This window comes from Burkholderia sp. Tr-862 (assembly GCF_011753085.1).
In the GTDB taxonomy this organism is placed as follows: Bacteria; Pseudomonadota; Gammaproteobacteria; order Burkholderiales; family Burkholderiaceae; genus Burkholderia; species Burkholderia ambifaria.
The window spans coordinates 19,296-32,872 of sequence record NZ_VWWG01000002.1 but is presented as its reverse complement, the minus strand read 5'-3'; the positions used below and the strand labels follow the sequence as shown (position 1 = coordinate 32,872).

General features: G+C 63.5%; 12 protein-coding genes. 4 read left to right on the top strand and 8 right to left on the bottom strand.

Annotated features, from left to right (window positions below):
• Window positions 1-142: 142 nt before the first annotated feature.
• A complete protein-coding gene (locus F3J14_RS00835; protein WP_166721352.1) occupies window positions 143-1,072 on the bottom strand; it encodes a LysR family transcriptional regulator in 930 nt (309 codons plus the stop codon).
• Between the two features lie 112 nt (window positions 1,073-1,184).
• Here F3J14_RS00835 and F3J14_RS00830 point away from each other — a divergent pair, with 112 nt between their 5' ends.
• Both F3J14_RS00830 and F3J14_RS00825 read left to right on the top strand, forming a co-directional pair.
• Window positions 1,185-2,234 carry an aromatic ring-hydroxylating dioxygenase subunit alpha gene (locus tag F3J14_RS00830; protein WP_166721351.1) on the top strand — a complete coding sequence of 350 codons (1,050 nt, stop codon included), beginning with the start codon at window positions 1,185-1,187 and terminating at the stop codon, window positions 2,232-2,234.
• A gap of 1 nt (window position 2,235) precedes the next feature.
• A complete protein-coding gene (locus tag F3J14_RS00825; RefSeq protein ID WP_166721350.1) occupies window positions 2,236-3,192 on the top strand; it encodes a PDR/VanB family oxidoreductase in 957 nt (318 codons plus the stop codon).
• Window positions 3,193-3,341: 149 nt separating this feature from the next.
• Here F3J14_RS00825 and F3J14_RS00820 read toward each other — a convergent pair whose 3' ends face one another.
• From F3J14_RS00820 to F3J14_RS00810, 3 genes are read right to left on the bottom strand one after another with little or no spacing between them, the layout of a single operon-like run.
• Window positions 3,342-4,799, bottom strand: coding sequence for a DUF2252 domain-containing protein (locus F3J14_RS00820; protein WP_348771928.1), 1,458 nt, complete (start codon window positions 4,797-4,799; stop codon window positions 3,342-3,344).
• A gap of 42 nt (window positions 4,800-4,841) precedes the next feature.
• The gene (locus F3J14_RS00815; RefSeq protein WP_166721349.1) at window positions 4,842-6,575 is read right to left on the bottom strand and encodes a SulP family inorganic anion transporter; all 1,734 of its coding nucleotides are present in this window, start codon (window positions 6,573-6,575) and stop codon (window positions 4,842-4,844) included.
• Window positions 6,572-7,372 carry an NAD(P)-binding protein gene (locus tag F3J14_RS00810; RefSeq protein ID WP_168736077.1) on the bottom strand — a complete coding sequence of 267 codons (801 nt, stop codon included), beginning with the start codon at window positions 7,370-7,372 and terminating at the stop codon, window positions 6,572-6,574. The genes F3J14_RS00815 and F3J14_RS00810 overlap by 4 nt, the downstream gene beginning before the upstream one ends.
• Before the next feature lie 312 nt (window positions 7,373-7,684).
• Here F3J14_RS00810 and F3J14_RS00805 point away from each other — a divergent pair, with 312 nt between their 5' ends.
• Window positions 7,685-8,989: an alpha/beta fold hydrolase gene (locus tag F3J14_RS00805; protein ID WP_166721348.1), complete on the top strand. Its 1,305-nt coding sequence runs from the start codon at window positions 7,685-7,687 to the stop codon at window positions 8,987-8,989.
• A 284-nt stretch (window positions 8,990-9,273) separates the two neighbouring features.
• On the opposite strand, the gene F3J14_RS00800 is transcribed toward F3J14_RS00805, so the two are convergent.
• From F3J14_RS00800 to F3J14_RS00785, 4 genes are all read right to left on the bottom strand, one after another.
• Entirely contained in the window at window positions 9,274-9,777 is a 504-nt protein-coding gene (locus F3J14_RS00800; RefSeq protein WP_166721347.1) for a periplasmic heavy metal sensor, read from the bottom strand.
• Complete coding sequence (locus tag F3J14_RS00795; protein WP_166721346.1) at window positions 9,774-10,193, bottom strand: hypothetical protein; 420 nt, start codon at window positions 10,191-10,193, stop codon at window positions 9,774-9,776. The genes F3J14_RS00800 and F3J14_RS00795 overlap by 4 nt, the downstream gene beginning before the upstream one ends.
• Window positions 10,190-10,942, bottom strand: a complete 753-nt coding sequence (locus tag F3J14_RS00790; protein ID WP_166721345.1) for an RNA polymerase sigma factor — start codon at window positions 10,940-10,942, stop codon at window positions 10,190-10,192. Before F3J14_RS00790 ends, F3J14_RS00795 begins: the two co-directional genes overlap by 4 nt.
• Window positions 10,943-11,159: 217 nt before the next feature.
• Window positions 11,160-11,459, bottom strand: coding sequence for a YXWGXW repeat-containing protein (locus F3J14_RS00785; protein ID WP_166721344.1), 300 nt, complete (start codon window positions 11,457-11,459; stop codon window positions 11,160-11,162).
• A 308-nt stretch (window positions 11,460-11,767) separates the two neighbouring features.
• Between F3J14_RS00785 and F3J14_RS00780 the strand changes: the two genes are divergently transcribed.
• Window positions 11,768-13,462, top strand: coding sequence for a metallophosphoesterase family protein (locus F3J14_RS00780; protein WP_166721343.1), 1,695 nt, complete (start codon window positions 11,768-11,770; stop codon window positions 13,460-13,462).
• Window positions 13,463-13,577 lie beyond the last annotated feature (115 nt).

Below are 13,577 nucleotides of genomic sequence, written 5' to 3'. Positions count from 1 at the left end.
GGTGACGCTTCGTGATTGGGAAGCTGCGCATGGACAACGGGAACGCGCGACCGTTACATGCCCCAGCGTCAGGGCGCGGCGATGACGCGTCGCTCGTACCGGCTCCACGCATCTGATAGCTCCGCAAGAGCGTTCCTCGACCTTAATCCTGGCCCTCTATGTTCGGATAGTCCTCGAACGTTTCCTTGATGAGATGGCGTAACCAGACGTTGGCTGGATCCGCATTCAAGCGGGAATGCCAATGTTGACGAAGGGCGAACGGCGGCAATTCGACGGGCGGCGGCACCATCCTGACAGTTCCGAGTTTCGAGAAAACTTTCCCCAGTTCCAGAGGAACGGTCGCAATGAGATCAGGTTGTGCATCGATCAGATGCGGTACGGTCAAAAAGTGCGGCGTGGTCAGAAAGACATTCCGCTTGATGCCATAGGCGTCGAAAGCGCTGTCGTACGCTGCGCTGGCGCGGCCGGTCAGAGAGACAACGATCTGCGGCATCGACTCGAACTGCGAACGCGTCAGTGTCTTGCCGACCGTCCGGTTTCGAACGCTCACCACCGTCACGAATGAATGCATGAACAGCTGTTGCTGATACAGCCCCTCCGGCGCGGCGTGAATCGAGCCGAGCGCCAGATCCGCTTCGGCGGAGGACAGCATGCCTTCAATCTGTTCCAGAGGCACCTGTACCGAACGCAACGTGCAACGCGGCGCGACCTTGCGGAAGCGGCGAATCAGGGGCGGCAGAAAGACGAGTTCCGCCATGTCGGTCATGCAGAGCACGAAAGTACGCTGAGCGGTCAGCGGATCGAAACGCGCTTCGGCCACGACATTCTTCCGAATCGCCGCGACGATTTCTGAAATCGTCGCGCCCAATTGATCGCCCTTCGCAGTGGGCGTCATGCCTTCCGCTGTCTTCACGAACAACGGGTCCTCGAAAAACGTCCGAAGGCGATTGAGCGCATGACTCATCGCGCCTTGCGTCAGCCCGATATCCTGCGCAGCCCGCGTGACACTTCGTTCGCGAAGCAACGCGTCGAACACCACCAACAAGTTCAGGTCGAGATCTCTGATATGCATGGCGTGCATTATCTCTATTAATGTCATTAGCTTGACGCATCATCGAGGCAACCCTATCTTGAAGTCAAGCGCCCGCCGGACGGGCGCAGACACAGGATTCAAGGAGACGAACATGTTCATCGAGAACACATGGTATGTGGCTGCGTGGTCCCACGAAGTCGCGGCCGATGCGCTCTTCTCGCGCGTGGTAATCGGCAAACCCGTCGCGATGTATCGCAAGGATGATGGAAGCATCGTCGCGCTTGAAGACCGGTGCTGCCATCGCGGAGCACCGCTTTCCGTCGGGCGCCGTGAGGGCGATTGCGTGCGCTGCATGTATCACGGACTGAAGTTCGACAGCGCCGGCGCGTGTGTCGAGGCTCCCGCTCAACAGCGCATCCCGCCGCGCGCGAAAGTCAGGAGCTACCCCGTCGTAGAGCGGCATCGCTGGATCTGGATCTGGATGGGCGATCCCGCGCTTGCCGACCCGAACGCCATTCCCGATACCCATTGGGTCGATGATCCCGCGTGGCGTAGCCTGCCCGGATATATTCACTATCACGTCAACTACCTGCTCATCTGCGACAACCTGCTCGACTTCTCGCATCTGCCGTTCGTTCATCCGACCACGCTTGGTGGCCCCGAGGACTACGCGAAAGTACAGCCTAAAGTCGAGCGTATCGAAAGCGGCGTGCGCGTGACGCGCTGGGTGATGAACACCGATGCGCCACCGTTCGCGGTGGCCGTGAAGGGCTGGCCCGGCAAAGTGGATCGATGGAATATTTACGACTTCACGCTGCCCGCCATTCTGCGCATGGACTCCGGCATGGCGCCCGTCGGCACCGGTGCGCGGGACGGGATACGCGTCGATGCGGCCGAATTTCGCGGATGTCAGGCGCTGACGCCCGAAACAGAAAATTCGACGCACTACTTTTTCGCCCATCCCCACAATTTCGCGATCGACAACCCTGAGGTAACACGCTCGATTCACCAGTCCGTCGTCGATGCGTTTGATGAAGACCGGGACATCATCACGGCGCAGCAGAGAAATTTGCAACTCGATCCCGGCTTTGAAATGACGCCCTTCGGTATCGACTCGGCACTTTCGCAGTTTCGCTCGGCCGTGAAAGCCCGGCTTGAAGACGAACGTGAGGCGCGCGCACAAGCCGGAGCGGAGCACTGACATGATTGAAATGAAGGTGACGGCGCTTCGGATCGAGGCGGAAGGAATAATCGGCGTCGATTTGCGTTCCGCTGACGGCTCGCCGCTTCCGCCGTTCGAACCGGGCGCGCATGTCGATGTCCATCTGCCTGGCGGCATGACGCGTCAATACTCGTTGTGCAACGAGGCTTGGGACCGGTCGCGCTATTGCCTCGGGGTCGGGCGGTCCGCGACCTCACGGGGCGGTTCGGCCTACATTCATGAGCAGCTGCGACTCGGCGACACGCTGATGATCGGCGAGCCGCGAAAGCTGTTCGGGTTGTCTCCGGTCGCGAAGCGGCATCGTTTCATTGCAGGTGGCATCGGCATTACGCCAATACTCGCCATGATCCGCTGGTGCGTGCGTCACGACCTGCCGTGGGAACTCCACTATTGTGTGCGGTCGCGCGCAAATGCCGGATGGATTGATGAACTCCACTCGTTCGGTGGAACGGTCCATTTGCATGCCGACGATGAAAATGCAGCGAGACTTCCGCACGACGTGAGCGCGATGATGCGTGATTTGCGCGTCGACGAGCACGTGTATTCTTGCGGACCTGCGGGGCTGATGGACGCGGTCGCGGCACATGGCGCGCGAGCAGCGCTTTCACCGGAGCGACTTCACTTCGAACGATTTACCGCACCTGTCAAGGATGACGAAGCAACAGACAACCGATCGTTCTCCGTCGTACTCGCCAGACAGGGACTACGATGCGTCGTCGAGCCTGACGAGACGATTCTTGAATGCCTCGAACGTCACGGCGTTCGTGCAGCCCACTCCTGCAGGGAGGGCCTGTGTCGGAGTTGCGAAGTTGGGCTGCTGTCGGGCGAGGCGGACCACCGCGATTATGTGCTTGGTGATGACGAACGAGAGGCGAACCGATCGCTGATGATTTGTGTGTCTCGGGCGATGTCGAGCGAGTTGGTGCTCGATCTGTAGTTACCGCAGCGCACTTGAAACCGAATTCGACTTCGCAACCACGCGCGCGAATCAGAAGCCAAAAATGCGCCACTAGGATATTTTTTGCCGTTGATGTCAAGCGAAGCCGCAATTGCGAGTGCGCAAAAACCGATGGAGGTGCGCCAAACTCATTCACGCAAAACCTGGATGCGTCCTGCCTTGACGGCTGCCTTCAAAGCCGCCCAGTCGGCCTCATTCTGATCCGCATACGCGAGCGCGAATCGCTCGATTGCCGCGTCAAATTCACCCGACTTTCCAAGATATCCGCTGACCAGCGCGGGGTCCCCTGCTTTCGCCATCGAATGGGCCAGCGCGTGAGCGCAACAGACCGCATATTCGTCGAGATCTTCAAAGTCGAAAGTGGTGAAATCGAACGCGCCCTTCATGTCGCGCAATTGCCGCACGTAGAAGTCATTGCCCGTGTGACGCATCTTCGACCATCCTAGAAAAATGTCGCTGGCCGACTGCAGCAGACGCTGTCCGTTCACCACACGCTGACCGTGATTGGAATAACGACTCGGCGCCAGGTAACCCTCCAGCACAGAAGTCCGCGCCTCCTTGAGTTGAAGGAACAAGGGACACGCTCCATCGGCCATGAAGAGCGCCTCGTAGCAACGCGTCCCCACCGACCCAATACCGACGACGCGAATGGCGACATCCACCAGTTCATAACGATCGAACAGTGCGCGCCTGTCATCGGGGAGGGTCAAACGGTAGTCGGCGAAGAAACGCCGGACCAGCGCATCGTACTGCCTGTGATCGTGCGGGCTTGCCAGTGGGACGTGATACACGAGCGGCGGGACGTCCTTGATGCGCAGTTTGCCGTTGACCAGCTCGGTCGCATGCGTCGTCATGGAACGCGACGACTGCTGCCTCGCCCTGTCGATGACGGCCAGTTCTTTTCTTCTTTCCTCCCTCGAGCCGGCAATGGCCAGCATGCTCGCTGCCCTGAACTGGTCGTACCAGACGTCGAGCGTGTCCATCCGGCTGAACTCGGCGATCCGCTGCCGGAACGTCTCGCATAGCCTGCGCACCACACTGCGCTGGGCACGCGTCGCCAGTCCTCGCTCGCGCGCGGCAATGACGAACGACGCGGCCAGCCTGCGCACATCCCAATCGAAGGGGCCAGGCAGTGTTTCGTCGAAGTCGTTGGGTCCGAAAAGAACGCGCCGCTCCGGGCTCGCGAACAGACCGAAATTGGCCAGATGCGCATCGCCGCACAGTTGCACGATCAGGTCGGAATGCGGCAGCTTCGACAGGTCGTATGCCATCAGCGGCGCGGCGCCGCGATAGAACGCGAATGGACTCGCGACCATGCGCCCGTAGCGGATGGGTATCAGCTCCGGCACCCGGCCCACGTTAGACGCGTCGAGCAGCGCGATGGGATCTCGATCGTCGATCTTGCAGTCCGCCAGCTGCGCGCGCGGCACCCTGGTGCGCGCCGCCCTGCCCCGCTCGATGCGCGCCGCCATCGAGCCACGCCCCCCAAACAACGTGGACGGATCTTCTTGTGCCGTCAGCGGGTTCGGATCGGTGCGTTGCGCAGCAGGTTCGTTACGCTTCTTTTCAGCAGCGGATTCAGGCACCTGTCACTCCTTTTTTCGGTTCATCGTCGGATTGACTTGGTTTCATTCCGGTTTCGCAGCCGGCGCGGGCGCGGGTCCGGATGGCGAGAGCTTGCTGAGTGCGTCGATCGCGGCATCCACGGTCGCAAAGATCTCGCGATGTGCGCCGCCCGTATGCAGTGCCTTGTACCGTTCGATCTCATGCCGCACACCCGTCGGAAGTGCAACTGCTGCAACACCCACGCCACGCCGGTCGAGTTCCATTCCCATCTGAATCAACGTTTTGCCCGCGGTGTAGTCGATATTGTTGATCTCGGATGCGTCGATCACGAGCCAACGCAACGGCGGACTCGCCTCGTTGACGAGTTTCAGCACTTCTTCAGTGAAGCGACCGGCGTTCGCATAAAACAGGTCCGCTTCGAACCGGTAGACGACGATGCCGGGCGCCGCGAGCAGGTTCGGCACCACAGGATGCGCGACCCAACGGCCGCTGGGGCCGCGCGCCAACACACGCGTGCGCAGCCGGTAGCTATGTCGCGCATGCGCGATCAGCGACAGCACCACGGCAGCGAGAATGCCGTGCATCACATCGACAAACACGACCACGCTTACCGTGAGCAACGCGACGACGAATTCATCCTTCTGCATGCGAAAGAGTTCCTTCATGCCTTTCACGTCGATCAGCTTCACGCCGATCATGAAGACGATGGCCGACAGCACGGCGGCTGGCAGAAGACTGAGCGGCTTGGTGAGGAACAGCAGCACCAGCAGCACGATCACGGCCGTCGTCAGATGGGCGGCCTGGGTGCGGCCACCCGCATCGTCGACCATCTCGGTCTTGGTCGGACTGCCGTTCACGACGAAGGTGCCGGTGAACGCAGCCGCGGCGTTCGCGGCTGCGAGGCCGATGATGTCGGCATTGTCATCGCCCTTCTCGTTGTAGCGGTTGGCGTACGCTCGCGCGGTCGCCGCACTCTGCGCAATGATGACGATAAAGCACGACGCGGCTGTCGCCAGCACCTGGTTGATCTCGTTCATATGCAGCGGCGGCACGAACAGCGATGGAAGTCCGCCGGGCACTTCACCGGTTACCGCAATGCCATGCCCGGCGAAATTCAACGTCGCGCTGGCCACAATGGAGCCGATCACGGCGATCAGCGCACCCGGCGCGCGCGGCGCCAGACGCTTGCAACCGAGGATCACCGCGAGAACGGCAAGCGAAAGCGCCATGGTCGGATAATTCGCCTCGGCAATGCGTTGCAACACGCTCACGATCTGCATGACCGGGCCATGCCCTTGCTTCGCGAGCCCGAACAGCCCGGCGAGTTCGCCCGCCGCGACCTGCACGCCCACGCCTGTCAGGAAGCCGATCAGAGCACTGCGAGAAAGAAAGTCGGCCAGAAAGCCCAGCCGAAAGATGCGCGCAGCCACGAGCATGACGGCAACCGTCAGGGCCACGGTGCTCGTCAGGCCGACGTATTCCTTACTGCCCAATGCGGCGACGGCCGTCAGCGTACCCGCGAGGATCGCGGCTGTCGCGGAGTCTGCCGCGACCACCAGCTGGCGCGATGCGCCAAGTACCGCAAATGCAATCAGCGGGAGCAAGATCGTGTAGAGGCCGGTGACCGTGGGCGTGCCGGAAATCTTCGTATAGCCCATCACCTCGGGGATGCCCAGGGCCGCGAGCGTGATCCCGGCGATGATGTCGCGCGGTAGTTGCGCGGAATTGATGGGTAGAAGTCCCTGCAGGAATGGCATGCGATGCAGACGAGAGGCCATGGACGCCGCTGGTTTCATGGCCTTTCCTCCACTTGGGTTGTGAGTTTGCGGACCAGCGCATTCGCCACGATCTCATCGACGATGACCACGTCGGATGCGCCGGCGATTTCGAACAACCCCTTTCGCAAGGAATTTTCGCCGGGCGCTACAATCGCGAGAGACGCATTCAGCGTATGCGCCAGCAGCGTGATGGCCAGGTTGTTATTGCTGTCGGGTGTCGTCACGACCAGCGCTTTGGCGCTGTCCAGTCGCGCACGCCTGAGCACGTCGTCGAACACGCCCGGCGAACCGAGCACAACCATATGGCCGCGATCCGCCGCCCGCTCTGCCTGAGCCTGATCGCCCACGAGGACGAGCACCGTCTGCCCCGCTTCGCGCAAGCGGTTTGCGACCAGTTCACCGAGCGAATGAAATCCCACCAGCACAACGTGATTGGCAAGATGTTCGAGCTTGCGTTCCATGACCCTGTTCTCCCGATAGGCCATCACATCGTCGCCCGATAGCATGCCGGTGAGCCTCGAAACCGCGAATCCGCCGATCAGCAGCGTCGCGAACATGGCCAGCAGCATGAATATCTTTTGAGGCCGATTGAAGTCGGTAAAGTTACCGAGCGTCGTGACGAGATTGGCCCCATCCCAAAGGGCCGTAAATACTTTGTCGTGAAAAGAGGTGTTGGACGGGTCGAGCAAGACCAGCCCAGTGGCCGCGCCGCCCAGCAGCAGGAGAAGAAGAAGAATTGTAAAGCGCGCGTGGCGGCGCCATTCTCGAATACGGATGACCCCAAGGCGGGGCTCATCGACACGGAAGATCCACATCGCTACCTCGGATAGAGTACCCGTCGAGACAAGGAGCGAACCTGGTGCAACTCCGACAAGCTCCTCTTTTTTGCGCCGGTAGTCAATTGTCAAAAGCCCCGGGATCCACCGTGCCTGTGGAGCAAGGCGCCCCCCTTGTCTCGCAGACGCAGCAGGCCCATCAGGACCTGCTGGCGGATTCGTATTGGCTATACCGTGCTATACATTACGGTACCGCGTAACCAATGATCGTCGAGCGGATCGCTCGGTCGTCCCGACGCAGGTTCGACCGCCCCTGCCAGTCTCGCGTGCTTCCATGCCGTAGCGTTCATCATGAAAAAAACACTGCATGAAGGATTCCGACCGTCAGGATGGCCAATCATGGGGCGGCCTATCAGCGATATCTTGTGCACAGCTGCTGCGGCGATTGCAATCGCGTTGGGTTCTGCCAAAGCACTTGCCCAACAACCGCCTGCGTGGGGCCCGTCATTGTTTGCGCCATCGCTGGAGGCAGGCCGAGCGATCGACGCAGGCCGGAAACTGACTGTCACGCCGTTCTACACCAAACCAGCATCGGAACCACCTGCCAGGCCGGGCACGCTGGTGCGCGCGGAACCGGCCGCTGACTTCGCGTTGCCTCCGGGAGTCACGGCCACCCGCATCCTGTACCACACCCGTACAGCCGACGATACCGACACGCTAGCGACGGGCGTCGTGCTGGTTCCTTATGGCCATCCACCTCCGGGCGGATGGCCGCTGCTGGCCTGGTCCCACGGCACAAGCGGCGTAGCGATGAGTTGCGCGCCTTCCCTCATGAAGTCCCTTTTCTATGACTGGCAGGGTCTCTACGAGTACGTGACGTTAGGTTATGCCGTCGTCGCAACCGACTATGCCGGGCTGGGCACGACAAGCCGTCATGCGTACCTCGACATCCTGAGCAATGCCACCGACGTCGTGCATTCAGTATCCGCGGCCCACGCGGCCGTGCCCAACCTGAGCGGCAGGTGGATTGTCGTCGGGCACTCGCAAGGCGGCTTGTCCAGCCTTGGCGTCGCGGAACTGGAAGCGAGAATCAAGGATCCCGACTTTCTTGGCGCCGTCGCGCTTGCGGGGGCAAGCGATCTCAGTGACGCCATCGACAGCATCCTTTCAGTCAAAGTGCCGGTGCTGAACGGACTCGTGGCCTTCTGGATCTATGGTGTGGAGACCGTTTATCCGAAATTCAAACCAAAGGACGTGCTGACACCGACGGCGTACTCGACGTACGTGGCATCTGTTGACGACGGGTGCAGCGCAGCTAGCGGTGCATTTGCAGCCATGCCGACCGACAGGATGCTTGTCCCCGGTTGGCGTCGAAACCGTTACATCAAGCAGTTCATGGAACGCAACCGGCCTGGATCGCTGCCGACTCTTGGCCCACTGCTTCTGGTCGGTGGCGGTAATGACGTGCTATTCACGGAAGCTGCCGGGCGCAAGATTGTCGATCGCATCTGTGCTGCCGGCGGACAGCTGCAATGGAAGGTGTATCCGGCGCTTGGACATGACGAGGTGGTCTATGGATCTCTGAAAGACCAGATTGGCTGGATTGCAGACAGATTCGACGGAAAGGCTGCGCCAAATGACTGTGCGTCCCGGTGACCTGATCTGACATACGCACGGCCTTGCGGTGAACGCTGAGAGCGACGCCGGTGCAAGGCCGTTCAGTGGCGCCTGCAGTTGACGCGAATGGCAACAGGTAACGTTCCGACTTTGAACCACCGCTATCGCGGCGCAACGCAAGTCCCTTGTGGGGCGGAGCCGGCCGTTGAAGTCCCGGCGGTTCGAGAGGCAGCTTGGTGGCGAGAACCGACGTCCGCGACAAGCCACATTGAACGATCAGTGAACACGGCGCAGCGAACTGATCGCCGCAACGCCGTGCCCGTTTACTCCCCCTCCGCCGCCCCCTGCTTCTTCTGCAACCTCGCCGGCAACCGCCAGTTCCCACTCCGCCGCAATCCGTCGACGAACTTCGCACGCTCATCCGGCGTCAACGTCGCCACGAAATCGACCACGCTCCGCTCGACCTGCCCGCGCAACGCACTGTCCGCCGCTCGCGTACGATCGAGTGCCGCATCGATCGCCGGACGATCGAGCTGCGGCGCGGCCAGCAAATCCAGCACTGTGATCCGCCCATCGCGCCCTTCCCTCGCGAAATCGCGACCGTCCTTGCGCGCCGCCTTCAGCGCCGCGGCGAACTCCTGCCGACGCGCATCGGACAATTCGTCCGCGGCGAACCGCAACGCCGTCCGTTGTCCAGGCATCCCGGCCACATGCAGTTCGCGATGCGTCGAGAACCACTGATACACGCCGCCGCCAATCGCGCCGAGCATGAACACGTTCAGCACGACGGACCCGACGAGAATGAATTTCCAGCCGCGTTCGCTCATTCGTCGCCTCCGTCGATGCTCGGGCCGCCGAAGGTCGTCGTCAGGTAGCCCGGTTCGTGTTGCGCGATCGGCGCGCTACCGAGCATCAGCATCGACACGGCCACCGCGCCCGCCAGCGCGCCGGCCAGCCCGACACCCGCGAACGCCGCGCCCGACCACCACACTTTTCCTCGCCGCCGCGCACGTTGCGGCGCGGGCGCCGACGCGACGATGCGTTCGACGAGCGCCGGCGCGGGCGGCGCGACCGTATCCTGCATGAGCCATGCATCGAGTTCGGCGGCATCGTCGAGCGCCGCCAGCGCGTCGCGCGGATGCGCTTGCGCCCACGCTTCGGCCGCCGCGCGTTCGCCTTGCGGCCAGCGCCGCGCATCCGAGCCGTACGCGGCGACGATGGTACGGAATCGTTCGGGTGTCATCGCTTGTCCTCGCTAGGTGGGTCGCCGGCCAGTTGCGCGCGCAGGTTGCGCCTCGCGCGCGCGAGCAGGCTTTCCAGCGCATCGACGGTGATGCCCATCAGGTTGGCCGCTTCAACGTTCGACATGTCCTGATAGTACTGGAGCACGAGCGCTTCCCGCTGCCGGGGCGGCAACGCGGCGAGCGCCTGGCGCACGCGCGCGTCGCGCAAGCGCAACTCTGCTTGCGCGGCCGGCTCGGGTTGCGTGTCGGGCACGTCGGGCAGCGTGTCGACCGGCTCCTCGCGCCGTCCGCGCAAGCGGTCATAGCACAGGTTCAGCACGACGCGATGCAGCCACGTGTCGAAACGTGCTTCGCCGTCCCGCCAGCGCGGCGCTTGATTCCAGATCCGCAGGAAGGTTTCCTGCGCAACGTCTTCGGCTTCGGTCCGGTCGCCGAGCATGCGCGTCGCGAGCGCGAGCAATCGCGGCAGCTTGCGTGCGACGAGCACGCGCACGGCCGACGCGTCGCGCGCGCCGACCCGCGCGACGAGTTCCGCGTCCGGATCGGCGTCGCTCAACGCAGGCCGCTCCGCAACGTGCCGTGCGAACGCCGCATGCTGCAGGCGGGTAGGCCCGCCGTCCGGCTGAAGCTCATCGTCGTGCTCTCCTTGCATGCGTCGCGCCGGCACCTGACGGCGCCAGGCCGACGCTTCGGCAACGCGCCTGAGATGGACCCGGCCGGTTTCGTCGACATCCGGTTCGAACGGCATATCGATCCTGTCGATCGCCCGCCGGCCGGCGCGATCAATATACGACGACCGGCGCGGGCCGGTAATACACCGGACGCGCCGGCACCACGACGCAGCCGGCCAGCACGACGGCCGCGGCTGCCAGGATCACGAGAGTTCGAAAAGGCATGGCTCGCCTGATGAGGTTACGTGGAAGTCCCGCCACACCGGCGCTGCGCGCCGCGCGGCACGCTGCGCATCACGCCCAGTGACCGGGCACCCAGCGCCAGTTCGGGCCACGCGCGACCCAATGCCCGGGCACCCAGTGATAACCGGCGCGCACCCCTTGCCAGTGCCCGGGAATCCACACGTAGCGGCCATGCCGCCAGTGCCAGTGGCCCTGATCCCACACGTAGCCCGCACGCGGCGCCGGCATCACTTCGACGCGCGGCGGCGGCGGTGCGACCGGCGCGACGATGACGGCCTGGGCGAATACCGCGGACGTCGCCAGCGCGGTTGCGCATCCCGCGGCAAACCGTAATGAAATGGAAAGTTTCATGCAAGACTCCGAAGCGTCGTGTATCGACCGTTCATGCCCGGAAGCGGCCGTTCATGCGTTAAACGACGCATCCGGCAAAAATCCGTCGCGACACCGGCAAATAAATTTCCGCCGCGCCGGTAACGAACGCCGCGCGCCCGTCGACGCATCGGTCCGTGTGGTGATTACCGCCTGTCACAACCCGGCAAAACTGCGCTTCGACAATGCGTGTCACCGGGATCCCGCTCGTTTCCGGCCCACGCCCCCGACGCGCTCGCGCACGACCGGGCGGTTCCGCATTTCGCGTGTCATCCAACGAAAATACGATCATGTCGAACCAGGACAACTTCCCCGCCGAGTCGAACGAGTCGAACGAGCCGGCCGCTTCCGTATCGCGTCGCGGCTTCCTGAAACTGGCCGGCGTCTCCGGCCTCGCCACCGCCGCAGGCGGGCTCGCGGCCGCCCGTGCCGCCGCGTCGAATCCGGACGGCACACCCGAGCAGGTGCACCTGACGTGGGGCAACGACCCGGCGTCCGAAGTCGTGATCACGTGGGCGTCGCTCGCGCCGGCCGTCAATCCGCGCGCGCGCATCGTCGCCGACGGCGAGCCGGCACGCACCGTGCATGGTGTTCAACGCCTCTACACCGACGGCCTGAACGGCGAAACCGTGTTCACGTACCACGCCCGCGTGCACGGCCTGAAGCCGAACACGCGCTACCGCTACGAACTCACGGCCGACAACGACAGCAACGCCGCGCAGCCGTTTGCCGCCACCTTCACGACCGCGCCGCGCGGGCGCGCCCCGTTTCGCTTCACGAGCTACGGCGACCTCGCGACGCCGAACGGCGCGTGGGTGCTGTCGTCGCCGCAAAGCCGCTTCGCGGTGCAGGCGGTCGAGCAGTTCCAGCCGCTGTTCCACCTGCTGAACGGCGACCTCTGCTACGCGAACCTGAACCCCGCGCACCAGCCGGAAGTGTGGCGCGACTTCGGCAACAACAACCAGACGTCGGCCGCGAATCGCCCGTGGATGCCGTGCCCCGGCAATCACGAGATCGAATTCCACAACGGCCCGCAGGGACTCGACTCGTATCTCGCGCGCTATACGCTGCCCGAGAACGGCACGCGCTTTCCGGGCCGCTGGTACAGCTTCCGCGTGAGCTCGGTGCTGTTCATCTCGCTCGACGCCGACGATGTCGTGTACCAGGACGCGGCCGCCTTCGTCGGCGGCCCCGCCCCGCTGGTGCCGGCCGCGAGCACCGGCCACGCGCCGATCGAACCGGGCACGTCGTTCTACGTGCGCGGCTACAGCAACGGCGAGCAGACGCGCTGGCTCGAACATACGCTGCGTCACGCGTCGCACGACGACGACATCGACTGGATCGTCGTGCAGATGCACCAGGACGCGCTGAGTTCGTCGAAAACGGGCAACGGCTCGGACAAGGGCATCCGCGAGGCGTGGCTGCCGCTGTTCGACCGTTACGGCGTCGACCTCGTGCTGTGCGGTCACGATCACGACTACGAGCGCAGCTACCCGGTGCGCGGCTGCAATCACCGCGCGGGCGTCGATGCATCGACCGGCGAAGTCGTCGAGACGCTGCAGCCGCGTCCGGTCGGGTCGACGGATCCCGACCGCACGACGTTCGACACGAGCCACGGCACGATCCACCTGATCCTCGGCGGCGGCGGCACCAGTGCGCCCCTCGACGTGTACGGCGAGAACCCGGCGACCGGCTATGCGCAGGCCAAGGTCTTCACGAAGCCGAACCGGCCGGTGCCGGGCACGGCCGCGAACACGTTCGTGCGCAAGCCGGCCGATGCGCTGGAGGATGCGATCTGGTCCGCGCGCCGCGATACGGGCACGGGCTACGGGATCGCGGTGTTCGATCACGATCCGGGCAAGCCGGGCGGCCACACGACGATCACGATGCGCTACTACCACGCGCCGGGCGCGGATCAGCACCCGAGCGCGCAGTACGAGCTGTTCGAGACGATCGAGCTGAGCAAGAAGCGCGGCGAGCGCTGATGCGGCTGCCGGCCGCCGCGCGTCATGGCGCGGCGGCCGGTGGAACGTTCGATCAAGCGGCGCATCGTGCGCAACGCGCTATCCGCTTGCCCGGTCGCCATCCACCGCAAGCCAC

Bases quoted from the DNA above. Each gene is read 5' to 3' on its own strand.
- F3J14_RS00825 (WP_166721350.1), top strand. From the start codon at position 2,236: ATGATTGAAATGAAGGTGACGGCGCTTCGGATCGAGGCGGAAGGAATA.
- F3J14_RS00800 (WP_166721347.1), bottom strand. From the start codon at position 9,777: ATGAGCGAACGCGGCTGGAAATTCATTCTCGTCGGGTCCGTCGTGCTG.
- F3J14_RS00835 (WP_166721352.1), bottom strand. From the start codon at position 1,072: ATGCATATCAGAGATCTCGACCTGAACTTGTTGGTGGTGTTCGACGCG.
- F3J14_RS00780 (WP_166721343.1), top strand. From the start codon at position 11,768: ATGTCGAACCAGGACAACTTCCCCGCCGAGTCGAACGAGTCGAACGAG.
- F3J14_RS00810 (WP_168736077.1), bottom strand. From the start codon at position 7,372: ATGTGGATCTTCCGTGTCGATGAGCCCCGCCTTGGGGTCATCCGTATT.
- F3J14_RS00830 (WP_166721351.1), top strand. From the start codon at position 1,185: ATGTTCATCGAGAACACATGGTATGTGGCTGCGTGGTCCCACGAAGTC.
- F3J14_RS00805 (WP_166721348.1), top strand. From the start codon at position 7,685: ATGAAAAAAACACTGCATGAAGGATTCCGACCGTCAGGATGGCCAATC.
- F3J14_RS00790 (WP_166721345.1), bottom strand. From the start codon at position 10,942: ATGCCGTTCGAACCGGATGTCGACGAAACCGGCCGGGTCCATCTCAGG.
- F3J14_RS00785 (WP_166721344.1), bottom strand. From the start codon at position 11,459: ATGAAACTTTCCATTTCATTACGGTTTGCCGCGGGATGCGCAACCGCG.
- F3J14_RS00815 (WP_166721349.1), bottom strand. From the start codon at position 6,575: ATGAAACCAGCGGCGTCCATGGCCTCTCGTCTGCATCGCATGCCATTC.
- F3J14_RS00795 (WP_166721346.1), bottom strand. From the start codon at position 10,193: ATGACACCCGAACGATTCCGTACCATCGTCGCCGCGTACGGCTCGGAT.